This is a genomic window from Phycisphaerales bacterium, from assembly GCA_035627955.1.
Lineage (GTDB): Bacteria > Planctomycetota > Phycisphaerae > Phycisphaerales > UBA1924 > JAEYTB01.
The window spans coordinates 122997-146135 of the sequence record DASPKU010000021.1 but is presented as its reverse complement, the minus strand read 5'-3'; the positions used below and the strand labels follow the sequence as shown (position 1 = coordinate 146135).

Below are 23139 nucleotides of genomic sequence, written 5' to 3'. Positions count from 1 at the left end.
AACGCATCCTCCGCTACTCAACGCTTCCCAACGCCCTCAACAGAGCCGATCGCGGAAGCGATCGCGGAGCATCCTCCACCTCAACCATCATCCCGGGTCACCTCAACACCAGCGAGATCGGCCGCGAGTTGAGCGACCGACTCGAGGTCACTCGTGACGAAGTGCCCGATGATGAGGGCGGACGCGTGCCCATGCTGCCACCACATCATCCGGACAGCCCATCGCTTCAGGAAGAAGTACCTCCGCAAGTGCCCAGCAGGGTCGCGCGGCACCAGGAGCACGGCCGGCTGCGGGGGCGCGCTGCGGGAGTGCCTGATCCGCGTGAGCAGGACCTGCCCGACATCGGCCCAGCGAACGCGGACCGGCCCGCCGAAGGGGTGCAGGTTGCTGGTGATGCCCTCGTGGTCGAAGACGAGCGCGGGTGTGGTGACCAGCCGACGCGAGGAGCGGGCGCTGAGGTAGGCGAGCCACAGGAAGCCGAGCCCGACGCAGCACGCGCCCAGCGCCCATGGCCAGTCGGGCGTGAAGAGGTGCCGCGCAGTAGCGCCGATGACGGCCAGGCCGATCGCGCATGCGGCCACGATTCCGATGATCATCTGCCAACCGAGGTGCTTGGCCCACAGGCCGACGGTGGTCCCTGGCTTGGACCAGTCGACGTCGGAAAGGTTGGCATCATCCGAGAGTGCATCCGGCACGGGCGCAGTCTACAGGGAACCACCGAGATGAGGACGTCCCCGTCGCACGAATAGGATTCAGCGTGAACCCCGACGACGAGGTGTGCCTGTGCTTCCATGTGACGCTGCGGAAGATCCGCAACTACATGGCCCGGGAGAACCCGCCGGTCGCCTCGCTCATCTCAGAGTGCCTTGGCGCAGGGACCGGGTGCATGTGGTGCGTCCCATTCCTCAAACACCTGCACGCGCAGCACGTGTCAGGGATAGAGCCCGACCTGAAGGTATCCCCCGAGCAGTACATGAAGGCGCGGGCGGGCTACCGCGCAAGCGGCGAGCGCGACAAGGACGTCGTAGACGGGGCGACCGGCGGCACCTAGGCCTTCGTCATCCGCGACCACACCTCGCGGTAACGCCGGGCCATGGACTCGAGGCTCCCGGGAATGACCCGCACCTGCCCCACCACCGCCATGAAGTTCACGTCCCCACCCCACCGCGGCACGAGATGCACATGCAGGTGCTGGGGAACACCCGCACCCGCCGCCCGCCCCTGATTGATCCCCATGTTGATGCCCTGCGGCTCGAGCGTGAGTTCCATCAGATCAGTGGCGAGTTCAACAAGCTGCCAGAGGGAGGCGCGCTGCGGTGGGTCGTAATCGAGCAGCCGCCCGCGCGGGTCGCCGAGTGCGACGAGGAGGTGCCCATTGGCGTAGGGGTACGCGTTAAGAAGGATCATCCCGACGCCGGTGCGCACGACGACATGGTTCTTCTCGTCCTGCTCGGGCGTGAGCCAGTAGTCGCGGAGGAACGAGCCCGACGTGGGCTTGGGCTCGCCCGACTTCTTCTCGGCGTCGCCCATGGACTCGAGGTAGGCCAGGCGCCAGGGGGCCTGGATGGCGGCGGGGCCGCGGTCGTTGGTCATAGAAACCCAGGGGCGCGCGTCAGCGCGCCCCTGAGGGGAGGTTATTTCTTCGCGGCGGCCGGCTGCTCCGGCTGCCCGATCGTTTCCTTCAGGAACTTGGCCATGTACTCGGCGAAGTACAGCCGGTTGTTGAGCTTCTGGAAGCCGTGCCCTTCGTCAGGGGCGATCCAGAGGTGCGGGTTGATCCTGGGGTCGCCCTTGGCGGCCTTCTCCTTGAGCGCGACGGCCAGCTGCATGGCCTCGCCGACGGGCACGCGGGGGTCGTTGAAGCCGTGGGCGATGTAGATGGGGACGTTGATCTTGTCCACGTAGTTCATGGACGAGACGGTGGCGAGGAACTCGGGGTCGGTGAGCGGGCCGTACTCGACCTCGCGGAGCTTGCGGCGGTAGCCGGCGGTCTGCTCGAGGAAGGTCTTCATGTTGACGATGCCAACGACGTTGATGCCCGCGCCGAACAGCCGCTCCTTGCGGGCGCCGGCGTCGACCTGGTTCTGGTCCTCGACCAGGCACGCGACCGACATGAAGCCGCCGTAGCTGCCGCCGTAGGTGCTCATCTTGCCGGGCGTGGCGTAGCCGTTATCGACGAGCCACTGGGCCGCGGCGACGCCGTCCTTCACGCTGTCCCAGCGCTTCTTGTAGTCGTCCATCATCAGGAACTTGCGGCCGTAGCCGGAGCTGCCGCGGACGTTTGGCTGGATGACGCCGAAGCCCTCGCTAAGGAGGTACTGAACGGCGCGGTCAAAGGTGGGGCGGAACTGGCCCTCGGGGCCGCCGTGGTAGTTGACGACGAAGGGGATGCGCGTGCCCTTCTGGTAGCCCGCGGGCACGTACACGAAGCAAGGCACCTCGAGGCCGTCGAAACTCTTGACCTTGACGAGCTCTGGGAGTGGGAACTGGGACAGGTCGATGCCCTGGGTGTCGGCGAAGGTGATCTGGCGGGGCTTGTTCGCGGCCTTGGCATCGGGGCCGGGGACCTCGTACGCGAAGGCGAGGCCGGGCACCTGGGCGTTGTTGACCGAGTACACGAGCAGGTTGCCGTCGAGCTGGCCGATGCCGGTCACGCCCTTGGGGATCTCGGGCAGCACAGCCTTCTTGAAGCTCGGGAGGTGGTAAACGTGCAGGACGCCGTAGCCGTCCTCGTTGGTGACGACCGCGAGCAGGGTCTTCTCCCGGTTCATGCCGGCGCCGTCGATCTCGAACTGGTCGAGCTCGCTGATGGGCTTGGTGATCTCGCCGGTCTTGAGGTCGCGGAGGAACAGCTTCTTCATGCCGTCCTCGATGTCGCTCTCAAACAGCACGGCGTTGTCGCCGGGCATGTAGCCCACCCAGCCGACGCTGACGGTGCCCTCCTGGGGCTTGACGGTGAGGTCATTGAGCTTGCCCGTCTTGGTGTCGAGCTCATAGATGGAGCTGTCGCTGGAGGAGCGGTACTCGCCGACGAGCACGCGGGAGGCGTCGTCGGTGACGTCGCCGGCGGACCAGGAGCCGGGGCGGCCCAGGAGCTTGGTCTTCTTGCCGTCCTTGAAGTCGTGGCGGTAGAGGTAGAAGTCGTTGGGGCTCTCGTCGTTGGCGGAGTAGATGAGGCCCGAGTCGTCGTTGAGCCACTCCTGCACGGCGTGCTGGACCTTGGGGTTGTGGGCGACGGGGGTGATCTGGCCCGTCTTCATGTCCATGAGCGAGATCTGGTTGTTCTCGTTGCCGCCGGTGGCGTGCAGGAGCAGGGCCTTGGTGGCGTCCTTGGACATCGAGTAGCCGGCGAGGCCGTCGCCGAAGTGGGTCAGCTGCGTCATCTTGCTGTCGGGGCGTGCCTCCTTGCCCTCGACGCGGAAGAGCTGCCAGATGCCGTTGGGCCAATCGCGGACGTACATCTTGCCGTCCGGCGTGAGGCGGGGCGCGCCCGGGGCGCGGATCTTCATGAAGGTGGCCACGCTGGGCTTGCTGGCCTGCTGTTTGGGAGCGGTCGCGGTGGTGGGCTGCGCGTGGGCGCAGGGAAGGACCGAGACGAGGCCCGCGGCCGCAAGGATCAGAGAGAGTCGAGTGCGCATGCTGAGTTTCTCCGGAATCACCCCAGGTGGGGAGTGTACGGGGGTAGTCTCATAAGGTGGGGAGCGCGGTCAGCGGACGACGGACCACAGATAGCCCCCGAGGATGAGGACGACGAGGCCCACGGCCACGATGATGACCCAGGTCTTGGGCTCCTTGGGGCGGTTGCTGATGTGGTGGCCGCACTTCCAGCAGACCTCGGAGTCGTCGTAGAGCTCGGTCCTGCACTCGGGACAGGTGCGGGTGGCGCCGCCGAAGCGCTCCAGGTCCTCGGGGCTGGGGTCTTCATCGAGTTCGTCATCGTGCCGGGGCATGGGGGCAGTGTACGGCGCGGCCGGGGTGCCGCTTCGGATCGCGTTGTGGTGGAGCCTGCCTTGAAGGTGGCGCAGCTGTGGTCGCCCGGGATCGGCGGGGGTGCCGGGCGGGTGCGGGTAGCGCCGCACCTGCGGCTGATCCACTACCCTCCCCCCATGCTCCTGCTGGCGTTGGCCATTCTCGCGCAGCCCGAACCGACGCTCCATGACCTGGGCATCAAGATCTCGCACGACTACGCGGCGGAGTTCGTGGCCCTCGCGCCGCGGCCCGCGCCGGAGGAGGCCGCGTGGCCCCGGTACTTCGAGGCGTACCAGCAGCTGGGATGTCTGCCGGAGGGCGTGGCGGACTGCCCCAAGCCGGGCGACCCCGGCTGGCCCGAGACGCGTGAGTTCATCTCAACGAGGCAGGAGGCGATTCGCGCGATTCACGACGCGGCGCGCCACCCCGCCCTCGGTTATCCGGTTGCGACCGTCGACGACCCGATCTTCGAGCACTCCCCCTGCCACAGCAATAAGCCCCCGGAGCCCGCGCCCACGGACGAGCCGCCGCAGGTACTGGACCTGCGGTTTGCTTATATCGGCACGCTCCGTGCGCTCACCCGCGCGCTCCATGCTGACGCGATGCTCGCGTTGGAGCAGGGCGACGGACAGCGGCTGGCTGACGACCTCGAGGCGATGCTCTCGATCGCGCGCCACTGTTCCGAGCACCCGGTCGAAGTCGCCGACATCTGCTCGCTCGCCATCACTGGCCTGACGCTGAACGTTTTGGAACGCGTGCTGCGCGAGCAGCCGGGTTTGCTCCCAACGCACGCGCTGAAACCGCTGATTGACCAGCTGCTGTCGGCGCCCATGCAGGGCCACGCCCGCATGCGCACGACCCAGACGCGGTACGTCGTGCTCGATGTTCTCCAGCGCGGGTGGGCGGATGACGGCAAGGGCGACGGGCGGTTCACCTCGCGGGGCGTACGGGTGATTGATGAACTGGGAGGCTCTGAACCCAGCAGCAAGCCCGGCATGGCTGCTTTATTGCTCCTGGGCCAGCCCGCCGGGCGGCGGGCGACGCTCGAGGAGTTCGACCGCATCATGTCGCAGCCGGAGTGGACGGCCCCCTTCTGGGAGCTCGAGCGATGGCCGGACGTTGAGCCCGCCGAGCGTGAGGCTCAGCGGAAGTGGCGCGTCAAGTTCGGACTCCTGGGCATCATCATGCTCGACCTTCCCAAGGGGCTCCGCAGCACCATCGCCATTCATCAGCGGCGCGACGCTGCCCGTGCTTCGCTTGCTCTCGAGCTCTACCGGCGCGAGCACAATGGCTATCCGGAATCGCTCGACGTTGTCGCGCCGCTGCTCAACAACGAGCTCCCGCGTGACCAATTCACCGGGCGGACGCTGCCCTACAGGCTTATCGACGGCGTACCCCACCTCTATTCTTTCGGCCCCGACCTCGACGATGACAACGCCCGCCACAACAAGGACGCGGCCACCATCACCAACTGGCATCCGCCCAAGGCCCGCAAGGACTCCTCCAACCCACCCCCCGACGGGGACTGGGTGCTCTTCACCCTCAAAGCACCGGTCACACCTGCGTCATCCGCAGTTCCCTGATTCCGTCGCACACGCATGAACCCCCAGCTGCAACAAGCCATTGCCCACCTGAACGCCGGCGAGAACGAGCCCGCGAAGGCGATCCTGCGGCGGTTGTTGCAGCGGAATGCGCGGGATGTCGAGGCGAACAAGCTGATGGGCATGGTGCTGGCAGGGGAGGAGGAGAACGAGCAGGCCTTGTTCTTCCTGCAGCGGGCGGCGGCGCTCGCGCCGAGCGATCCCCTGATGCAGTTCATGCACGGCAACATCCTGATGATCCTGAAGAAGGACAAGGAGGCGCTGGAGGCGTACCGGAAGGTGTCGAAGCTGGCGCCAGCGCACTTCGACGGGTACGACGGGCAGGCGAAGATCCTGCTGCGGATGGGGCGGCACGAGGAGGCGGTGGCGGCGTACGAGGCGGGGCTGCGGGCGACGCCGGTGGACCCGGTGTCGTACCGGGTGTACGCGATCGCGCTATCGACGATGGGGCGGGTGGACGAGGCGATCGCGGTGCTGCGGCGCGGGATCGAGCGGCTGCCGAAGGACCCCGGGCTGCGGGAGTCGCTGTGCTATCAGCTGAACTTCACCGACGCCCCCAACGACGACGTGTTCCGGCAGCACGCGGAACTGGGCAGGCTGGTGCAGGAGCGCAACGCGGGGCGGGGATCGGTCACGCTTCCAAACACGCGGGAGCCGGAGCGGGTGCTGCGGGTGGGGTTCGTGTCGGGGGACTTCTGCACGCACGCGTGTGCGCTGTTCATGGAGGGGCTGATCGCGAACCTGGACCGCGCGAAGGTGCGGCCGTACTGCTATTACCTGCGCGAGGACATCGAGCCGACCACGGAGCGGTTCAGAGCGATGTCGGAGTGGCGGCACGTGGCGGCGCTGGACGAGGAGGCGTTCCGCGCGGCGGTGCTGGCGGATGGGATCGACATCCTGATCGATGCGGGGGGGTGGACGGAGTTCCAGAGGTTGAGCGCGTTCTCGCCGCGGATCGCGCCGGTGCAGATGACGTGGCTGGGGTACCCCAACACGACGGGGATCCCGGAGATGGACTACCGGATCGTGGACGCGGTCACGGACCCCGCGGGGGCGGAGGCGTTCGCGACGGAGAAGCTGCTGCGGCTGGAGGGGTGTTTCCTCAGCTTCACGCCGGTGGAAACGGCGCCGGAGGGGCGGCTGACGGCGACGCTGGAGCACGCGAAGGCAGCGGGGATCGCGCGGGCGGAGGACCTGCCGGCGGACAAGCCGCTGATGTTCGGGTCGTTCAACCGGCTGTCGAAGGTGCGCCCGGAGATCACGCGCACGTGGGCGCGGGTGCTGGCGAGGGTGCCCAACGCGCGGCTGTTCCTCAAGAGCCACCTCGTGTCTGATGACGTCAAGGGCGTGTACCACGGGATCTTCAGGGAGGAGGGCGTGGACCCCGCGCGGATCGTGTGGTCAAGCTTTTTGCCCACGCTGGAGTCGCACCTCGCGGCGTACCACCAGGTGGACATCGCGCTGGACTCGTACCCGTACAACGGCACCACGACGACCTGCGAGGCAACGTGGATGGGCGTGCCGGTGATCACGCTGGCGGGGAGTTCGCACCGCTCGCGGGTGGGCGCTTCGCTGCTGACGGCGCTGGGGCTGGAGGACCAGATCGCGTCGTCGCACGAGCAGTTCGTGGAGCGTGCGGCTGGGCTCGCGGGCGACCTGCCGAGGCTGATCGGGCTGCACGGGTCGCTGCGGGAGCGGATGCGGGGGAGCGTGCTGTGCGACACGCGCGGGTTCGCGGGGCGGTTCGAGGCGGGGCTGCGGGGGGCGTGGCGGGCGTGGTGCAAAGGCGGGGATTGAACCACAGAGCACACAGAGAGCACAGACAAGGCAGGGGAGATTGGGATGGGAGTGGGAGCGGGCGCGTGAATCCGGTTGTTGCTCAAGCTCGTGGGATGTATGACGCCAACCGGCCGGAGCAGGCGCTGGCGTTGCTGCAGCGGCTGGGGGCGCGCCTGGGCGCTGACCCCGAGTACGTGTTCCTGATGTCGCAGGTGCACCTGCGGATGTTCAATATGCCGCAGGCGGAGCACTTCGCCCGGCGCGCGGTGCAGCTGGCGCGGACGCCGGTGTCGCTGATCCACCTTGCGGTGGTGCTGGCGGTGGGCGAGAAGACCGAGGAGTCGCTCGCGGTCGTGGATCAGGTGCTGGCGGGCGACCCGGGGAACGTCAATGCGCGGCTCGTGCGGTGCAACGCGCTGATGGCCAGGCAGCGGATCAGCGAGACGCTGGCGACGTGCGAGGAGGGGCTGCGGTACGGGTGGCACCCCGAGCTGTGCGTGTCGTACGCGAGCGCGCTGATGAGCCTGGGGGAGCCGGAGCGGTGCGCGGCGCTGCTGGACGAGGCGGTGGCGCGGTTCCCGGATGAGGTGTCGCTGGCGAGCCTGCGGGCGATGGCGAAGACGGCGCACCCGACCATCTCGCCCGAGGAAGTGGCGCAGGCGCACAGGGACTTTGGCGCGGCGGTGAACCGGGTGAAGCCGGCGTACACGTCGGCGTACGTGCCCGAGAAGGACGCTGAACGGCGGCTGCGGGTGGGGCTGGTGTCGCCGGACCTGCGGCGGCACTCGGTGGCGTTTTTCGTGGAGCCGCTGCTGGAGCACTTTGACCGCGAGCGGCTGGAGATCGTGTGCTACCCGACGAACCCGATCGAGGATGAGGTGACCAAGCGGCTGAAGCGGCTGGCGTCCCGGTGGCGGCCGGCGGTAGGAAAGATCGAGCTGCAGCTGGCGGAGATGCTGGCCGAGGACCGCATCGACATCGCGGTCGATCTGGCGGGTCACACCGAGGGCGGGAGCCTGCTGGCGTTCGGGCTGCGGATGGCGCCGGTGCAGGCGACGTACTGCGGGTACCCCGACTCGACGGGGCTGACGCAGATGGACTGGCGGGTCGTGGATTCGCACACCGACCCGGCGACGGCGGAGGTGGATGCGCGGGCCACGGAGCGGCTGTGGCGGCTGGACCCGTGCTTTCTGTGCTACCGGCCGCCGGAGGAGGCGCCGACGCCGCGGCTGGCGAGGGGAATGGATGGCGCGGTGACGTTCGGGTCGTTCAATGCCTCGCGTAAGCACAATCGGCACGTGTGCGCGGTGTGGTCGAAGATCCTGCGGGCGGTGCCGAACTCGCGGTTGGTGCTCAAGGCGCAGGACCTCAAGGACGCGTCCATAAGGGCGCGGCTGCTGGGGCGGTTCGAGGCGGAGGGCACGGCGGACCGGGTGCAGATCCTGGAGGCGCCAAAGTCGCTGGCGGCGCACCTGGAGCTGTACGCGCAGGTGGACATCGGGCTCGACCCGTTCCCGTACCAGGGCACGACGACGACGTGCGAGGCGCTGTGGATGGGCGTGCCGGTGGTGACGATGGCTGGGCACACGCACGCGGGGCGGGTGGGCGTGTCGCTGCTGAGCGCGGTGGGCGCGCCGGAGCTGATCGCCCAGAGCGAGGAGGACTTCGTGGCCCGGGCGGTGGCGCTGGCAGGGGATGGGGCGCGGCTGGCGCGGTACCGCGCGGAACTGCGCGGGATGGTGGCGGCGTCGCCGCTGCTGGATGGGCAAGGGTTCTGCCGGCGGATGGAGGGGGCGCTGCGGGGGATGTGGCGGGCGTACTGCGGGCAGTGACGCGTCAGCGCGTCTCGGAGGCCGGCTTTGCGACTGGCTTTGCGAGTGGCTTTGCTTCGGGCTTCTTCGCCGGCTCGTCTGACTTCTTTGCGGCGGGCTTCTTCGGCTTGGGCTTCTCGGGCGAGAGCTTCTTCTCGGGGACGCGGGGCTCGTAAGGCATGGCGAAGAAGCCGCGGACCTTCTTGCTCGAGCCCTTGCCGGTGATGCGCTCGGCCTTCACTTCCCTGGGCGAGGCGGTGTCCTTGCCGATGGGAGTGACGCGGAGAATGCAGTTGTCGTCGCTGGGGAAGTTGGGGTCGTAGATCTTGAGCTCCACGACGCCGCCGGCCTTCTCGGCGAGGTCGTAGGCGAGGACCTGGTGGTTTTCCCACAGTTTGCCGCCGAGGTCGGTGCTGGTGTAGACCAGGCCGACGGGGACGAGCTGGCGCGCCTTGAGGCGCTTGACGAGGACGGGCAACTCCTGGGCGGAGAGGCGGGAGGTGCTCTCGCCCGCGGGGGAGCGGTCGGGCAGGTTCATCCAGCGCCAGAACTTCACGGCCATGACGCCGAGCGAGCCCATGGAATCGGTCTGGCGCTGGTAGAGGTACTCGTAGAGGTCGGTGCCCTGCTCGGGAGCCTTGGTGTGCTCGGGCATGGCCCGCTTGGAGAGATAGAAGTCGGCGCTGGCGAGGGACATGCCGCCGCAGAGGCCGTACTGGCTGGGGAGGCCGTCGCCGAGGCCGTTCTTCACGGCCTTGAGGGGGCCGGACTCGGCATTGCGGAGCATGGCCGGGAGGGGGAGCCCTGGAACTGGTTCTTGAACTGGAAGCCGTCGCGCGAGGGGAGGAAGCCCTCGGTCCGCTGGGTGGTGGCCTTGCCGTCACCACGGGGGCCGCGACCGGCGCCCAGCGGCAGGAGGGCCGCGACGAGGGCGACGGAGAGGGCCAGGAGGGCATGAATGGACCTTCGGCGGGACTTCATCTCAGCGGAGATTATCGCCCGACCGCCGGATCACAAGGGCAGAAATGGTCCCTATTTCGGTCCCCCATGCGGTGCTCAGGGGTGGTGCAAGTCCTCTTGCCCGATACCCCTTGCTTCTGGTCTAATCCCCGGTATGCCCGAGCCTGCTGTCGCCTCCAAGCTTTGCACCGTCTGCGGGATTGATTGCGCCCGCCTCCCCCGCGTGAAGGACCAGCAGGGGCGGTATATGTGCCAGGAGTGCTTTGACAAGGTGAAGCACACCAAGCAGGTGCAGAAGGCACCGCCGCCGGCACCGGCACCGACGCTGGCCGAGAAGGCCGCGGCGGCGAAGGTGGACCTCAACGACAACAGCTTCCTGCTGGACATGGGCGGGGCGTCGAAGACCGCGGAGACGCCGGGGACCAAGGTGTGCCCGGAGTGCGGGCGGGGGATGACCTCGTCGGCGGTGATCTGCATCGGGTGTGGGTTCAACACCCAGAGCGGCAAGCGCCTGACGCTGAAGGTGGAGAAGGCCAAAAAGCGGAAGGAAGGGGCGGCAGCCGACGCGGCGGAGGTGGGCAGTTATGCGATCTTCGCGGTGATCGGCGGGCTGATCGGCGGGGCGCTGGGGTGCGGCATCTGGACCGCGATTGCGTACTACGCCCAGCTGGAGGTGGGGTACGTGGCGTGGGCGATTGGCGGGCTGGCGGGGGCGGGCTGCGCGATGGGCGCCCGCGGCTATGCGGGGGCGACGAGCGGGCTGTTCGCGTGCATCATCGCCCTGGCGGCGATCGCGGCGGGCAAGTACTTCGCGGGGCTGATGATCCTGCAGAAGATGGGGTTGGCGGATGCGCCGGTGGACGTGTGGTACCCGCACATGTTCGACTTCTTCGACATTTTGTGGGTCGTGCTGGCGCTGCCGACGGCGTACAAAGTGGGCTCGGCCGATCTGGACACGTGAGGCCCAAACCGGCCGAGCGGCCGTGTGACGTCCGTGTCACGGCGTGTGGTTACGCCTTCTTCTTGGCGCGGGGCAGCATGTCCATGCGCTCGAGGAAGGCGGTGGCCTCTTCGATCTCGAACCTGGTGAACTCGGCCAGGTAGGAGGGCTGGAGTGCAGAGCCCATGAGGTCGGGGGCGTAGATGGGGGCGCCGCCGAGCTCCTCGGAGACTTCCGCGACGGCGCGGAGGACGGCGATGGAGGCGTCGATGAGACGGTCGGGCGTGATCTTTTCGTGCTGACGCTTCATAGAACCCGCTCCTTCCTGTGCGAGCCCCTCGAACACAAAGGGCTTCGCGTGCTGACCCCCTAGGGATGCAGCGCGGGGGGGCAAAGTTCCATTCACTGCAAGGGGATTCATCCCGGCACTCAAACGGCGTACGGCGTCGGGCGTGTAACTGCAGGCGGACGTGGGTTTCCGATCTTTTTCCCCGGTTTGGGGACGATGTGGGCTCATTCACCCCTTTCGGTGCGCCGATGAAGAGTCAGCGGCTGGAAGCGCTCAGGGGGTGTTTTCGGCGCAGCAGATCGGTTGGTGTGCGCCCAGAGAGCGAAGAACGACCATGAATGCCGCGTTGCTCGAACGAGTGCTGAACTGTCCGAACCTTCCGTCGCTGCCGGGCGTGGCGGTGAAGGTGCTGGAGCTGACGCGCGACCCGAATGTGTCGCTGACGAAGATCGCGCAGACGGTGCAGGCGGACCCGGCGCTGGCGGTGAAGGTGCTCAAGACGGTGAACTCGAGCTATTACGGCCTGACCACGCCGTGCCCTTCGATCACTCGCGCGATGGGCATGCTGGGCTTGAACACCGTCAAGGCGATCGTGCTGGGCTTCAGCCTGGTGGAGACGACGAAGACGGCGGGGGTGGGCGAGCACTTCTCGATGGAGGCGTACTGGCGGCGGGCGGTGTATTCCGCGGCCGCGGCGCGGGCGGTGGCGATCTCGGCGCGCTGCTGCGATCCGGAGGAGGCGTTCATCGGGGCGTTGCTGCAGGACGTCGGCTTGCTGGCGTGCTTCGCGGCAATCCGGGCGGAGTACCGCGAGGTGATCGTGGCGGCGCCGGACCATGACGACGCGCTGCCGGTGGAGCAGGCGGAGCTTGGGTTTGACCACCAGGGGGTGGGCAAGCAGCTCGGGGAGAAGTGGCGGCTGCCGGGGCAGCTCGTCGAGTGCATCGCGAACCACCACACCCCGGCGAAGTCGCACCCGCGGTACGAGGGGCTGGTGAAGTGCGTGCACGCGGGCGGGCTGGCGGCGGCGGCGCTGACGCTGGCGGAGCCCAAAGTGCGGCTGGCGCAGTACCTCGCCCGTTGCCGCGAGTGGTTCGGGATTGATCCGCAGCCTGCGCGGGCCATCCTGGAGCGGGCGGCGAGCGGGGCGGCGGAGCTGTCGAAGCTGCTGGAGATCAAGACGGGGTCTTCTCCGGACCTGACGACCATTTTGACGCAGGCGCACGAGCAGATGTCGGTGGTGCAGGAGGCGGTGCAGGCGGAGGCGGTGCAGCTGCGGCGGAACAACGACGAGCTGGCACGGCAGACCATGACCGACGGGCTGACGGGCGCGTTCAACCGGGCGCACTTTGACCGCGTGGTGCGGGTGCAGTTTGAGCGGGCGAAGTCGGCGGGATCGCCGCTGGGGCTCGTGTTCATCGACGCGGACCGGTTCAAGGACGTCAACGACACGCACGGCCACCAGACCGGTGACGCGGTGCTGATGGAGCTCGCGGACCGCCTGCGGGCGACCGCGCCGACGATCGGCGCAGTGTGCCGGTATGGCGGCGAGGAGTTCGCGATTGTCCTCCCGGGCATGTCGCTGGAGGAGGCGGCGCAGGTGGGCGAGGCCTGCCGCGCGGTGGTGGGTGACGAGGAGTTTGACCTGCAGGAGCGGGGCGTCGGGCTCATCCTGCCGATCACGATCTCGGTAGGCGTGGCGGCGGTGGACGCGGGGTGCGCCCAGCAGGTGCAGTCGGCGGAGCAGCTGGTGCACGCGGCGGACCAGGCGCTGTACGCGGCCAAGAAGGCGGGGCGGAACCGGGTGTGCACGCGTGACCTGGCGAGCACGGGCGTCGCTGCGACCGTGGCCTCGGCGCCGGCGGCGAAGACGGTGATGATCGTCGAGGATGATCCGCTGGCGTCGCGCCTGCTGTCATTCCTGTTCTCCAAGGCCAAGGACCTCAAGCCGGTGATGGTGCGGAGCGCCGAGGAGGCGCTGGAGTGGGTGTCGTCGCCGTCGGCGGCGCGCCCGCGTCCGGACGCGGTGCTGGCGGACCTCAATCTTCCGGGGATGCCCGGGACTGAACTGATCAAGGCGCTGCGGGAGCGGTGCGGGTTCCACGTGCCGTTCCTGATCGTGAGCGCGGCCAACGACCCGCAGCACCGCGAGGCGGCGCTGGCGGCGGGTGCGGACGGGTTCGTGGACAAGAGCGAGTTCTGCGTGAACCCCGAGCGGTGGCTGACGAGGGTGGCGGAGCTGATCCACCGGCACCGGGCGGCCGCCTGAGCGGGTGAGGGCTTGTTTTTCGGGGCGAACTGAGGGCCGTATGGGGGCCTCGCGGCGGTGTCTTTGGAGTAGCCTGCCGTTCTGGGAGGCCCTGAAGACGACCCCATGATGCGCCCACTGATCATGAGCCTGTGCCTGCTGCTGACCGTCCCGGCGGTCGGGCAGACCGTGCGTCCGTCGCATGTGCTGGAGTTTGAGGACGCGCCGCGGCCGCCCAAGGACGCAAACAACGCGGCGTGGGCGTACTGGAAGGCGTGGGACATCGTGCAGACGGAGCAGGACCGCAAGCGGTTCGGCGAGCTCATGACAGGCGGGTTGTCAAAGGGGCAGAAGGTTCTGAGCAAGGAGCAGCGCGAGGAGCTGTCACGCCGGCGCGATTACATCGAAGCGGTCATGCAGGCCTCGGCGATGGAGGAGTGCGACTGGGGAGCGCGGCACGACAAGGGGTACACGGCGCTGCTGCCGCACCTGGGGTTCATGCGGGCGTCGACGCGGGCGTTGGCAATGGATGCGCGACGCTGCGCCGAGGACGGCAACAGCGTGGCCTGCGCGGAGCGGGTCGTGGCGATGCTGCGGATGGCGCACCACGTTTCCACCGACAAGTACCTGATCTCGGCGCTGGTAGGGGCGGCGGTCACGGGGACGGCGATGAACCTGACTGAGGAGCTGGCGAAGTCGGACCTCATCACGCCCGCGGCGGCGCGGCTGATCCTGAACGAGCTCAAGAAGGTGAACCGCGACGACCCGTGGCACGCGTACTCGGCGATCGACCTGGAGCGGAAGATCACGATGGACACGTTCCGCAAGGACTGGTCGGGACCGGACACGACGCGCCGGTTCATCCGGCTGCTCAACGAGATCAGCTCCCTCCGCGGCGACGGCACTGGCATGCACTTCCCGCGGCTGTACCTGCTGTCGTTCAATGAGCAGAAGATCGAGCGGGAGATTCAGCGGGCCGAGAAGTACTTTGATGCGTTGAAAGGCGCGTGGTCGAAGCCCAACAGCGCGGTAGCGCTGGATGAGCTGGAGACGGAGGCGCGGGAGCTTCAGTTTGGGATCGTCGCTTATGTGGCGGGTGGCGCGTTCAGCCAGACCCGGCGCTCGATGGACCGCTCGCTGCGGCAGATCGACAGGGTGAGCGTGAAGCTGCGGGCGGTGGTCGAAGAGACGAAGGGGGCGGCGCAGTGAGGCGGGTGCTTGCCTGTGCTCTGGCCGCGCTCGCTGCACACGGTGCGGCCTCTTCGCGTGCATCGGCGCAGGATCAGCCGGGGTGGGAGAACTACAAGCCGTCGATGGTGTTCAAGGATGAGCATTCGATCCGGCCGCCGCGGGGGGCGGGTGGGGGGAGCAACGCGGCGCTGGCGTACTTCGAAGCGTGGGACATGCCCACGCGGAAGGAGTTCGTGCGGCTCAACGAGCTGGCGGCGAATGTGCCCGAGCCGGACAAGAAGATCCAGCCGGAACTGCGGGCGGCGCTGAGCGAGCACAGCGGGTACGTGGATTCGCTGCTGAAGGCCGCGAGCATCGAGCACTGCGACTGGGGGTTTGGCTGGTCGGCGGGGTGGGGGATGCTGCTGCCGCACCTGGGGTGGACGCGGATGAGCTGCCGCGTGCTGGCCGCGGATGCGCGCCGGTGCATGGAGGATGGGAGCGCGATCGCGGCGATCGAGCGGGTGCGGGCGATGGTGCGGCTGGGGCAGCATGCGAGCGAGGGGCCGGTGCTGATCTCATCGCTGGTTGGGATCGCGATCATGCAGCGCGGGGTGACGCTCACCAACGAGCTGCTGGACCATCACGCGTTCACGCCCGCGCAGGCGCGGATGCTGCTGAGGGTGTTTGAGGGCATCCCGCGTGAGGACTTGTGCCACACGCGGGCGTCGATCCGCAAGGAGCGCGAGATCACCGTCGCGTGGCTGCTGGAGAAGTGCCGCTCGGCGGAGCCGGGGTTGGACTATTCGCGGCTGATGCGGGAGATGGGGATGGGGGCGTCGGAGTGGTTCGTCGCGGGGATGACGCGCGAGCAGTTTGAGCGCGACCTGGCGCGGGCCGAGCGGTACTACCACGAAATCGACAGGGCGTGGGCGGGCGAGCTGCCGCAGGTCCGCCTGAGTGAGCTCGAAGAGCAGCTCATGGAGCTCCAGCACGGCCTGATCGCCTGCCAAATGACGCCCTCGGTGGGGCGGGCGCAGAAGACGGTCGCGAACTTGGAGAAGACGCTCAACAAGCTGGAGAGGCGCCTCAAGAAGATCGCCGAGCCCGAGCAGTCGGAAGGCGTGCAAGAATCACAGGGAACCAAGGCGGAGGGCCCGCAAGCGAAGACGGAGTGATGTACCAGCCGGTGGACCATGCCCTGCTCGTGCGGACCGCACGCGGCGACGACGCCGCGGCGCGGATGCTGTGGGCGCAGGTGGGGCCGAGGCTGGTGGCGCTGGCGCGGGCGATGCTGCGGTCGTACGGGGGGGAGGCCGCGGCGATGGACGTGGTGCAGACGGTGATGTGCCGCGTGGTGGGGTCGGAGCGCGGGCAGGTGTCGAAGGTGGAGGACGTGGCGGCATGGCTGGCGCGGGGGGTGAGGAACGAGTGTTTGAACTACCGGCGGGGGATCGACCGGCGGGACGCCCGGGAGGCGGTGGCGACGGCGCCGGCGCGGCACGGCACGCGCGGCGCGGGATCGCAGCCCACGCCGGCGCCCGACGTGTTCGCGGACCTGACGGAGGCGCTGAACCGGCTGCCGGACAACCTGCGGGAGGTGGTGCTGCTGAAGCACGCCGCGGGGCTGACGTTTGATCAGATGGCGATCAGTCTGAACGAGAACCGCAGCACGGTCGCGACGCGGTACGCGAAGGCGTTGAAGGTGCTGCGTGAGCCGCCGGCGGCCCAGGCACCGGCGCAGAGCAAGGCGATGAACACACCGACGGCCAGGCCTTCAAGCTCCCCCACTGCTGCCAGCGGCGGCTTGCCCCAGTGCGCAGGCACGCGGCCATCGAGCGATACGAACCCCACGCGGGAGGTCCACACATGAACACTGACCTTGACCTCACAGACCGGCTGGACGCGTTCGGGCGCTCGCTGGGCTCCAGCGTGCCGGTGGAGCCTCCCGCGGCGTTCATGCAGGGCGTCAAGCACCAGCACACGCTGACGCTGGTCAAGCGCGGGGTGTGGGCGGGCGTGGGCGCGGCGGCGGTGGTCGCGGTGGCGGTGGTGGCGTACCGCTCGGGGCAGGAGTCGATGCGCGGGCGGCCGCGGAGCCCAAGCTACGGGGAGATCAGGAACGTGGCGCCGGATGATGTGGATGATGCGAAGCTGTCGCCGGGGGGGTCCGGGCTGCACTGAGCGGGCGGTGTGCTTCCCGTCGGGCGCTACTCGTCGGGCGTGGTCGCGGCAATGGCGGCGAGCTCGTGGAACTTCTCGCGGACGAACGGGTTCAGGTTCGCGTCGGCGAAGGTCGGCGGGATCTTGAGGATGCGGATGAGCTCGAGCACGTCGGACAGATCGCGGAGGCGTGCGGGGTTGGTCATCCCCGAGGCGAGCTTGAGCTCGATCAGCGTCGCGAGGTTGAGGTAGCGGACGCCGTCAGACTCGAGAGAAACGGGCGTGGGGTCGGGGAAGGCGACGGGCTTGGGCTTGCCGTCGCCCGGGAAGTCGCCGGTGATGATGAAGTCGATGCGGACACCAGTGCGGGTGTCGCGGAGGTTCTTGCCGCCGGGGGTGGAGGGCAGGTAACCGAGCCCGCTGAGCTGCTCGTGGATCGACGTGAGGGCGTCACGAGTGACGAGGAGGTCGATGTCTTCGGTGAAGCGGCGCAGGCCGTGGTGGAAGAGGGCCATGGCACCCGACACGGCATAGGGGATGTTGAGCTCGGAGAGGCGGCGGGTGATGCGGTGCAGGGTGTCCTGCACGGCGGAGCGTTCCTCGAAGTGACGGCTGCCCTCGCTCAAAGCCCACCTCGGGTCGCTCTGGAGGCGTGTTTCGTACGCGACCATGCGGGAGTTTAGCGGAGTTGGTGCAGGCGCGTGAGAACCACCGAGATGAGGACATCTCAGTGGCACGGTTCGGGTGAGAGTGTCGGGGACAAAGGATGGAGAGGTCGACCGCGAAGCGCGGTCGAGTCGCTCCCTAACGGTCGCGGTTCTTACAAGCGGCTCGCGGCGAGGCTGGCGAGCTCGCTGCGTTCGCTCTTGGCGAGGGTGACGTGGGCGAAGAGGCGGACACCCTTCATTTTCTCGATGGCGTAGGCCAGGCCGTTGCTGGACGAGTCGAGGTAGGGGTTGTCGATCTGGCCGATGTCGCCGGTCAGGATGAGCTTGGTGCCCTCGCCGACGCGCGAGGCGATGGTTTTGACCTCGTGGGGGGTGAGGTTCTGTGCCTCGTCGACGATCATGAACTGGTGGGGGATGCTGCGGCCGCGGATGTAGGTGAGGGGCTCGAGGACGAGCTTGCCGTCGGCCATGAGCTTGCCGATGCGCTGCTCGATGGAGTGGGACTCGGCGGACTGGGTGCCGCTGCCGCGGGTGGAGAGGAGGTACGAGAGGTTGTCGAAGATGGGCTGCATCCACGCGGTGAGCTTCTCGTCCTTGTCGCCGGGGAGGTAGCCGATGTCGCGGCCCAGGGGCATGATGGGGCGGGCGACGAGCAGCTTTTCGTAGCGTTCCTCGTTGAAGACCTTGGCCATGCCGGCGGCGAGGGCGAGCAGGGTTTTGCCGGTGCCGGCGCCGCCGAGCAGGGTAATGAGCTTGATCTCCTCGTCGAGCAGGGCGTCCATGGCCATGGTCTGCTGCACGTTGCGGGCCATGATGCCGAAGACCGGCTTGCGCGGGCCGGTGACGGGGATGACGTGGTCGGTGTCGGCGAGGCGGCGGCCCAGGCCGGTGTGGTTCTCGTCGTCCTTGTCCTTGAGCACAACGTACTGGTTGGGCTCGAGGGTGTTTTCGTAGACCTCGCCCTCGTCGGTGGTCTCTTTGAGGGCGTCGGTGAGGCGGTCCACCGCGAGCAGGCGGTCGTGGTAGAGCTCGTCGATGAGCGCGCCCTCGACGCTGGCGGTGAGGTAGCCGGTGTAGAGGCGGTCGGCGTCGACCTTCTGGTTGGTGAAGTCCTCGGTGCGGAGGCCAAGGGCGTCGGCCTTGATGCGGCAGGCGAGGTCCTTGGTGACGAAGACGACGCCGCGGGTGCCGGCTTCCTGGAGGGCGTACGCGACGGCGATGATGCGGTTGTCGGGGGAATCCTCGCTGATGGAGACGGGGCGGGCGTGGTCGGTGACATCGATGCGGATGGTGCCGGTCTGGCCGTTCTCGCCGGTGGAGAATGCGGTGCCGGCGATGGGGCCGAGCTCGCCCCAGTTGACGCCCTCGTCGAGGTGGCCGATGGCGCGGAGGCGGTCGAGGTGGCGGATGCAGGCGCGCGAGTTGCGACCGAGGTCGTCGTCCTTGCGCTTCATCTTGTCGAGCTCTTCGATCACGGCGAAGGGCACGACGATGTGGTGCTCTTTGAAGACGAAGAGGGCGTCGGGGTTGTGCAGGAGGACGTTGGTGTCGAGCACGAACGTCTTGACGCCCGTATCGGGCTGCTGCGGCTTCGACGCGGCCCTCGCGGTGTGCTCGCCGTTGATGTGGGCGGGCGAGCTGATCGGGGCCTTGGTCCCGGACGCTGGTGGGAGTGGCTGAACCTTGGGGGGCTCGGCCTGTGCGCCTTTGGGCATGTCGCTCCTTCGGTGGCTGCGCGGCTCTTCCAGAGACGCGGCGTGGTCTTAGGCCCACGCGAACCTCCGGGGCCGTGTCGGGCACCGGGTACCCCAGCATACTGCCTTGTTGAGTTCGCGTGGGAGGGTCCGGCTGGATTGATCCAGCTTTGGGAAACCTTCACAGCCGGTGTGGGGAGGGCTGTGGGCCGCCTGTCGGTGAGCGGGCGATCAGGTCCGGGCCGGTCAGATGAGCACGCCGATGGTGAGGATGATGGCGATGACGCCCGCAAGGACGGTTTTGATGAGCGTGGCGGCGAGGCGGCCCATGGCCGCGCCCTTGCCGGCGCGGGTCGTTTCGGCCCAGGTCTTTCCCTGCGAGCCGCGTTCGATGATCATGGTTCCCACGGCCGCGCCGAGGACGGCCCCGACGATGGTGCCGATGGGGAAGATGATGGGGGAGCCGGCGATCGCGCCCACGATGGAGCCGATGAGGGCCCCCACCGCTCCCTTCTTGCTGCTGCCGCCCTTGCGGGCGCCCATGGCCCCGGCCATGAACTCGAGTACTTCGGCGATGATGGCGACGGCGAGGGCGGCGCCCACGTACCACCAGGAGAGGAAGGTGGAGTCCCAGAAGGCCGCGGCGGCGCCGGCGATGACGGCGAGCCACAGGCCAGGCAGTGTGATGAGTGTCAGCACGACGCCCACCCAGGAGGCGATGATCACAAGGGTCGCGGCGATCCAGGCTGGGTTGATGTCGGGCATCAGGTCTCGGCGGAGGTGGGCGAGGTCGGTGCGGGCTCCTGGGGCTCGGCCTGGTTCTCGGGGAAGGCGATCTTCTCCATCTCCAGTACCCAGGGCTCCACGGCCTCATACCGCTTGAGGTCGATGGTGATCCGCTGACCTGCTAGTTGGGGGTGCGAGTCGCGGACTTTCAGGGTGATGTACAGCCGGTGCCACTTGCGCTTGTCGAACTCCTCGATGTCGGCGGGGACGAGGGTGGCGCCGTTGGGCAGCGTCAGACGGTGCTGGGCGGCGTCCCACGAGTACTTCTTGGATTTAGCGATCGCGACAAGGCCGAAGAGGTAGACCGCGAAGCCGACGCCCACGACAAGGATGATCCACTGGAAGGGGATGTCGAAGGTGCTCAGGGGGGAAGCGCTGCGGGTGCCGGTGGCGGTGGTCCAGCGGTTGCGGAGGAACGTCAGGCGGTCCTGCGGCGAGGCCTTCACCGCTATCGGCGCCTTGTTCTCGTCGGTGCGGAAGTCGGTGCGGGGGATGGTGGTGTTCGCGGGGTCGAGCTTGCCGATGAGGCTGAGCTGCTCGAGCCAGAGCATGAGGTCGCGCTCGGGGCCGGGGCCCAGGTCGGCCTCGCGGTGCTTGGCCTGGAGCTGCTGCAGGCGCGCCTTGGGGTCGGCGATGCTCGCCTCGCCCGTGAGAAGGGTGCGGTTGGTCTCCAGCGTCTGGAGGTATTGGTACTCGAGGAACTCCGCGGCTTGGCTGCCGCGCTCGGGGTACTTGATGGTGGCGTCGTAGAGACCCCACAGGCCCAGCGCCAGCATGGCGAGGGCGATGAGGACCATCTGGCGGGTCCAGCCCTTGGACAGGGGGGCGGTGACAGGTCCGGCGGCGGCGGTGTCGGTCGTGTCGGTCATGGGGATGACAGGGTATCGGGCTGGGTCCCCCGCTGACGTGCCGAGTGGGTCAGTCGTTGACGCGGGAGAGGGCGGCGTCCCACCAGCGGCGGGCGAGGTCGGGACCGTTGCGGCGTACAAGGAGGCGGGAGAAGCCGCCGGTGACGACGGGGCGGGTGGGGATGCGGGGGTACTCGCGCCCGGACTCGATCGCGTCGGTGAGCCAGATGGAGTGTTCGAGGCGGGCCCTCGCGCCCTCGTCCATGCTGCCGCGGTGCTTCCAGAAGCGCCAGTCCATGCGTCGGCCCTTGGTGTCTCGGCCCTCAGGGGCAGTGTAACAGGCGTGGTCGGGTGGTGGTTGGGAATTCGGGGTTTGCGCTTCTGGAGGGTGGCAGGGCCCGGGGGGAAGTCCGGGAAATCCGGTGGTTTGGTGGCCGCGGGTAACGGCTGTGTTAGTTTTCGATTGAGAGCGTCCTTTCGAAGCCCAACCCTCGTGGGCTAACGATCGGGAGAGATCCGTGACCGACACCAGAATGCGTGCGCTGGGTTTGGTGGCATTGTCGATGCTCGCGGGTGCAGCTGCGCAGGCCCAGACGGCCTCGCTGACGCCGGACAAGGACAACACGCTGTTCGAGATGCTGGGGCTGCCGGACCTGAGCAGCGGGCAGGGTGACCTGTTCGCGGGGGGTATCGCCCAGCAGAACGAGCTTGGGAACGCGTACCGGCGGCGGTCTCTGCTGCACTTCAACCTCTCGAGCATCCCGGCGGGTGCGACAATCACCAGCGCCACGCTGCGGATTCAGGTGACCAAGACCATCGCGGGCACCTACCAGTTCGACCTGTACCGCATGCTGGCGGATTGGGGCGAGGGGGCGAGCAACGCGGGCGGGCAGGGGACGGGGACCAACGCCGCGGCGGGGGACGCGACGTGGAACTACCGGTTCTTCGGCGACGCGAGCAGCGCGTGGGCCACGCCGGGGGGGGACTTCTCGCCGGACATCCGCGGCACGGCCATGATCGGGGGCATCGGCAACTACACCTTCACGGGTGCGGGGATGGTCGCCGATGTGCAGGCGTGGGTGAACGGGAACCAGCCGAACTACGGCTGGATGATGACCAGCCACTTCGAGTTCCTGACCAGCATCGCCAAGCGGATCTCCTCGGGGGAGGCGAGCAATGTGTCGGCCCGCCCAACGCTGATCGTGAACTACACAGTCCCCTCGCCGGGTGTGGGGGCGGTGCTGGCGGGTGGCCTTGCCCTGGCGGCACGCCGGCGGCGGCGCGTCTGATAACGGGTCTTCTGGTCCGGCGGCGGGTGGGTCTGTAGCGTCTGACCGCACCCGACGCCTACCTTTCAGCGAATGGGCCTGCTGATCGGGCTTGGCGTTCCGCCCGGGCGTGGTAGGCTGATGGACCGGAGGAGAGAGACCATGAAGATCTGTGCATTGGCGGCGGTGGTGTCGGCTGGGCTGGCGGCGTCGGCCCTGGCGGACACGGCGGCGCTTTCGGCGAACCACGACAACTCGATCTTTTCAGAGCTGCCCACTCACAGCAACGGCTCGGGCACGGGCCTGTTCGTGGGCAACACGCTGCAGGGCGGCACGCGCCGGGCGCTGATTTCGTTCGACCTGTCCAGCATCCCCGCGAACGCGACCATCACCGGTGCGAGCGTGACGCTGAACATGGTGCAGACCGCCGGTGGGGCGATCAACATCGGGCTGCACCGCGTGACGACCGGTTGGGGCGAGGGCGCCAGCGCCGGCAGCGGCCAGGGCGCGCCGGCGCAGCCCGGCGAGGCGACGTGGACGCACGCGGAGTTCGGGATCGCGGGCTGGGGCAGCGCGGGCGGCGACTTCGTCGCGGGCGCGAGCTCGAGCAAGAGCGTGGGCTCTTCGGGCGCGTACACGTGGTCCAGCTCGGTGGCGATGGTGGCCGACGTGCAGGGCTGGCTGAACGACCCTTCGAGCAACTTCGGCTGGATGCTGATCGGCGACGCCGTGAACGGCACGGCCAAGCGGTTCGCGTCTCGCGAGTTCTCCGACAATGAGCTCCTGCAGCCGGTGCTGAACGTGGAGTACACGGTTGTCCCGGCCCCGGCGTCGGTGGCACTGCTGGGTGTGGCGGGACTGGCGCTGCGTCGGCGGCGGTGAGAGCGTGTTGAGTTGAAGCAGAAGGCCCGGCGTCGAGCCGGGCCTTTTTCATTTGGTCGGATG

At 68.2% G+C, this 23139-nt stretch carries 24 protein-coding genes; 12 read left to right on the top strand and 12 right to left on the bottom strand.

Annotated features, from left to right (window positions below; all coding sequences use genetic code 11):
* Positions 1 to 80: 80 nt before the first annotated feature.
* A complete protein-coding gene (locus VD997_17040; GenBank protein HYE63700.1) occupies positions 81 to 695 on the bottom strand; it encodes a hypothetical protein in 615 nt (204 codons plus the stop codon).
* Between the two features lie 62 nt (positions 696 to 757).
* Here VD997_17040 and VD997_17035 point away from each other — a divergent pair, with 62 nt between their 5' ends.
* On the top strand, positions 758 to 1051 hold the full coding sequence (locus VD997_17035; protein ID HYE63699.1) for a (2Fe-2S)-binding protein: 294 nt from the start codon (positions 758 to 760) through the stop codon (positions 1049 to 1051).
* On the opposite strand, the gene VD997_17030 is transcribed toward VD997_17035, so the two are convergent.
* The 3 genes from VD997_17030 to VD997_17020 form a co-directional block, all read right to left on the bottom strand.
* Positions 1048 to 1593 (bottom strand): HIT domain-containing protein, encoded by a 546-nt coding sequence (locus VD997_17030; protein ID HYE63698.1) that lies wholly within the window; start codon positions 1591 to 1593, stop codon positions 1048 to 1050. The genes VD997_17035 and VD997_17030 overlap by 4 nt on opposite strands.
* A gap of 41 nt (positions 1594 to 1634) precedes the next feature.
* Entirely contained in the window at positions 1635 to 3638 is a 2004-nt protein-coding gene (locus VD997_17025; protein HYE63697.1) for a prolyl oligopeptidase family serine peptidase, read from the bottom strand.
* 69 nt (positions 3639 to 3707) lie between these two features.
* Entirely contained in the window at positions 3708 to 3950 is a 243-nt protein-coding gene (locus tag VD997_17020; protein HYE63696.1) for a hypothetical protein, read from the bottom strand.
* A gap of 60 nt (positions 3951 to 4010) precedes the next feature.
* On the opposite strand from VD997_17020, the gene VD997_17015 reads away from it, so the two are divergent.
* From VD997_17015 to VD997_17005, 3 genes are all read left to right on the top strand, one after another.
* The gene (locus VD997_17015; protein ID HYE63695.1) at positions 4011 to 5552 is read left to right on the top strand and encodes a hypothetical protein; all 1542 of its coding nucleotides are present in this window, start codon (positions 4011 to 4013) and stop codon (positions 5550 to 5552) included.
* 15 nt (positions 5553 to 5567) lie between these two features.
* Positions 5568 to 7367, top strand: a complete 1800-nt coding sequence (locus tag VD997_17010) for a tetratricopeptide repeat protein (GenBank protein ID HYE63694.1) — start codon at positions 5568 to 5570, stop codon at positions 7365 to 7367.
* A gap of 95 nt (positions 7368 to 7462) precedes the next feature.
* Positions 7463 to 9181, top strand: coding sequence for a hypothetical protein (locus VD997_17005; GenBank protein ID HYE63693.1), 1719 nt, complete (start codon positions 7463 to 7465; stop codon positions 9179 to 9181).
* A gap of 4 nt (positions 9182 to 9185) precedes the next feature.
* Here the strand turns inward: VD997_17005 and VD997_17000 are convergent, their stop codons facing one another.
* Both VD997_17000 and VD997_16995 read right to left on the bottom strand, forming a co-directional pair.
* Positions 9186 to 9947, bottom strand: a complete 762-nt coding sequence (locus tag VD997_17000; protein HYE63692.1) for a hypothetical protein — start codon at positions 9945 to 9947, stop codon at positions 9186 to 9188.
* Positions 9908 to 10141, bottom strand: coding sequence for a hypothetical protein (locus tag VD997_16995; protein HYE63691.1), 234 nt, complete (start codon positions 10139 to 10141; stop codon positions 9908 to 9910). The genes VD997_17000 and VD997_16995 overlap by 40 nt, the downstream gene beginning before the upstream one ends.
* A gap of 133 nt (positions 10142 to 10274) precedes the next feature.
* On the opposite strand from VD997_16995, the gene VD997_16990 reads away from it, so the two are divergent.
* Positions 10275 to 11081 (top strand): hypothetical protein, encoded by an 807-nt coding sequence (locus tag VD997_16990; protein HYE63690.1) that lies wholly within the window; start codon positions 10275 to 10277, stop codon positions 11079 to 11081.
* A 49-nt stretch (positions 11082 to 11130) separates the two neighbouring features.
* On the opposite strand, the gene VD997_16985 is transcribed toward VD997_16990, so the two are convergent.
* A complete protein-coding gene (locus VD997_16985) occupies positions 11131 to 11370 on the bottom strand; it encodes a hypothetical protein (GenBank protein ID HYE63689.1) in 240 nt (79 codons plus the stop codon).
* Positions 11371 to 11683: 313 nt separating this feature from the next.
* On the opposite strand from VD997_16985, the gene VD997_16980 reads away from it, so the two are divergent.
* The 5 genes from VD997_16980 (at position 11684) to VD997_16960 (ending at position 16951) form a co-directional block, all read left to right on the top strand.
* Positions 11684 to 13618, top strand: a complete 1935-nt coding sequence (locus VD997_16980) for an HDOD domain-containing protein (protein ID HYE63688.1) — start codon at positions 11684 to 11686, stop codon at positions 13616 to 13618.
* Positions 13619 to 13723: 105 nt separating this feature from the next.
* Complete coding sequence (locus VD997_16975) at positions 13724 to 14806, top strand: hypothetical protein (GenBank protein ID HYE63687.1); 1083 nt, start codon at positions 13724 to 13726, stop codon at positions 14804 to 14806.
* Positions 14807 to 14910: 104 nt separating this feature from the next.
* The gene (locus VD997_16970; protein HYE63686.1) at positions 14911 to 15945 is read left to right on the top strand and encodes a hypothetical protein; all 1035 of its coding nucleotides are present in this window, start codon (positions 14911 to 14913) and stop codon (positions 15943 to 15945) included.
* Entirely contained in the window at positions 15945 to 16640 is a 696-nt protein-coding gene (locus VD997_16965; protein HYE63685.1) for a sigma-70 family RNA polymerase sigma factor, read from the top strand. Before VD997_16970 ends, VD997_16965 begins: the two co-directional genes overlap by 1 nt.
* Positions 16637 to 16951 carry a hypothetical protein gene (locus VD997_16960; protein ID HYE63684.1) on the top strand — a complete coding sequence of 105 codons (315 nt, stop codon included), beginning with the start codon at positions 16637 to 16639 and terminating at the stop codon, positions 16949 to 16951. Before VD997_16965 ends, VD997_16960 begins: the two co-directional genes overlap by 4 nt.
* 26 nt (positions 16952 to 16977) lie before the next feature.
* Here the strand turns inward: VD997_16960 and VD997_16955 are convergent, their stop codons facing one another.
* From VD997_16955 to VD997_16935, 5 genes are all read right to left on the bottom strand, one after another.
* Complete coding sequence (locus tag VD997_16955) at positions 16978 to 17601, bottom strand: nucleotidyl transferase AbiEii/AbiGii toxin family protein (GenBank protein ID HYE63683.1); 624 nt, start codon at positions 17599 to 17601, stop codon at positions 16978 to 16980.
* Positions 17602 to 17750: 149 nt separating this feature from the next.
* The gene (locus VD997_16950; GenBank protein ID HYE63682.1) at positions 17751 to 19313 is read right to left on the bottom strand and encodes a PhoH family protein; all 1563 of its coding nucleotides are present in this window, start codon (positions 19311 to 19313) and stop codon (positions 17751 to 17753) included.
* A gap of 225 nt (positions 19314 to 19538) precedes the next feature.
* Positions 19539 to 20057 (bottom strand): DUF456 domain-containing protein, encoded by a 519-nt coding sequence (locus tag VD997_16945; protein ID HYE63681.1) that lies wholly within the window; start codon positions 20055 to 20057, stop codon positions 19539 to 19541.
* Positions 20057 to 20947, bottom strand: a complete 891-nt coding sequence (locus VD997_16940; GenBank protein ID HYE63680.1) for a hypothetical protein — start codon at positions 20945 to 20947, stop codon at positions 20057 to 20059. Before VD997_16940 ends, VD997_16945 begins: the two co-directional genes overlap by 1 nt.
* A 49-nt stretch (positions 20948 to 20996) precedes the next feature.
* On the bottom strand, positions 20997 to 21224 hold the full coding sequence (locus tag VD997_16935; GenBank protein ID HYE63679.1) for a hypothetical protein: 228 nt from the start codon (positions 21222 to 21224) through the stop codon (positions 20997 to 20999).
* Between the two features lie 220 nt (positions 21225 to 21444).
* Here VD997_16935 and VD997_16930 point away from each other — a divergent pair, with 220 nt between their 5' ends.
* Together VD997_16930 and VD997_16925 are read left to right on the top strand one after the other, a co-directional pair.
* A complete protein-coding gene (locus VD997_16930) occupies positions 21445 to 22215 on the top strand; it encodes a DNRLRE domain-containing protein (GenBank protein HYE63678.1) in 771 nt (256 codons plus the stop codon).
* A gap of 141 nt (positions 22216 to 22356) precedes the next feature.
* Positions 22357 to 23076 (top strand): DNRLRE domain-containing protein, encoded by a 720-nt coding sequence (locus tag VD997_16925; GenBank protein ID HYE63677.1) that lies wholly within the window; start codon positions 22357 to 22359, stop codon positions 23074 to 23076.
* Positions 23077 to 23139 lie beyond the last annotated feature (63 nt).

Bases quoted from the DNA above. Each gene is read 5' to 3' on its own strand.
- VD997_17030 (HYE63698.1), bottom strand. From the start codon at position 1,593: ATGACCAACGACCGCGGCCCCGCCGCCATCCAGGCCCCCTGGCGCCTG.
- VD997_17025 (HYE63697.1), bottom strand. From the start codon at position 3,638: ATGCGCACTCGACTCTCTCTGATCCTTGCGGCCGCGGGCCTCGTCTCG.
- VD997_17020 (HYE63696.1), bottom strand. From the start codon at position 3,950: ATGCCCCGGCACGATGACGAACTCGATGAAGACCCCAGCCCCGAGGAC.
- VD997_17010 (HYE63694.1), top strand. From the start codon at position 5,568: ATGAACCCCCAGCTGCAACAAGCCATTGCCCACCTGAACGCCGGCGAG.
- VD997_17005 (HYE63693.1), top strand. From the start codon at position 7,463: ATGTATGACGCCAACCGGCCGGAGCAGGCGCTGGCGTTGCTGCAGCGG.
- VD997_17000 (HYE63692.1), bottom strand. From the start codon at position 9,947: ATGCTCCGCAATGCCGAGTCCGGCCCCCTCAAGGCCGTGAAGAACGGC.
- VD997_16995 (HYE63691.1), bottom strand. From the start codon at position 10,141: ATGAAGTCCCGCCGAAGGTCCATTCATGCCCTCCTGGCCCTCTCCGTC.
- VD997_16990 (HYE63690.1), top strand. From the start codon at position 10,275: ATGCCCGAGCCTGCTGTCGCCTCCAAGCTTTGCACCGTCTGCGGGATT.
- VD997_16985 (HYE63689.1), bottom strand. From the start codon at position 11,370: ATGAAGCGTCAGCACGAAAAGATCACGCCCGACCGTCTCATCGACGCC.
- VD997_16980 (HYE63688.1), top strand. From the start codon at position 11,684: ATGAATGCCGCGTTGCTCGAACGAGTGCTGAACTGTCCGAACCTTCCG.
- VD997_16975 (HYE63687.1), top strand. From the start codon at position 13,724: ATGATGCGCCCACTGATCATGAGCCTGTGCCTGCTGCTGACCGTCCCG.
- VD997_16970 (HYE63686.1), top strand. From the start codon at position 14,911: ATGGTGTTCAAGGATGAGCATTCGATCCGGCCGCCGCGGGGGGCGGGT.
- VD997_16965 (HYE63685.1), top strand. From the start codon at position 15,945: ATGTACCAGCCGGTGGACCATGCCCTGCTCGTGCGGACCGCACGCGGC.
- VD997_16960 (HYE63684.1), top strand. From the start codon at position 16,637: ATGAACACTGACCTTGACCTCACAGACCGGCTGGACGCGTTCGGGCGC.
- VD997_16955 (HYE63683.1), bottom strand. From the start codon at position 17,601: ATGGTCGCGTACGAAACACGCCTCCAGAGCGACCCGAGGTGGGCTTTG.
- VD997_16950 (HYE63682.1), bottom strand. From the start codon at position 19,313: ATGCCCAAAGGCGCACAGGCCGAGCCCCCCAAGGTTCAGCCACTCCCA.
- VD997_16945 (HYE63681.1), bottom strand. From the start codon at position 20,057: ATGCCCGACATCAACCCAGCCTGGATCGCCGCGACCCTTGTGATCATC.
- VD997_16940 (HYE63680.1), bottom strand. From the start codon at position 20,947: ATGACCGACACGACCGACACCGCCGCCGCCGGACCTGTCACCGCCCCC.
- VD997_16935 (HYE63679.1), bottom strand. From the start codon at position 21,224: ATGGACTGGCGCTTCTGGAAGCACCGCGGCAGCATGGACGAGGGCGCG.
- VD997_16925 (HYE63677.1), top strand. From the start codon at position 22,357: ATGAAGATCTGTGCATTGGCGGCGGTGGTGTCGGCTGGGCTGGCGGCG.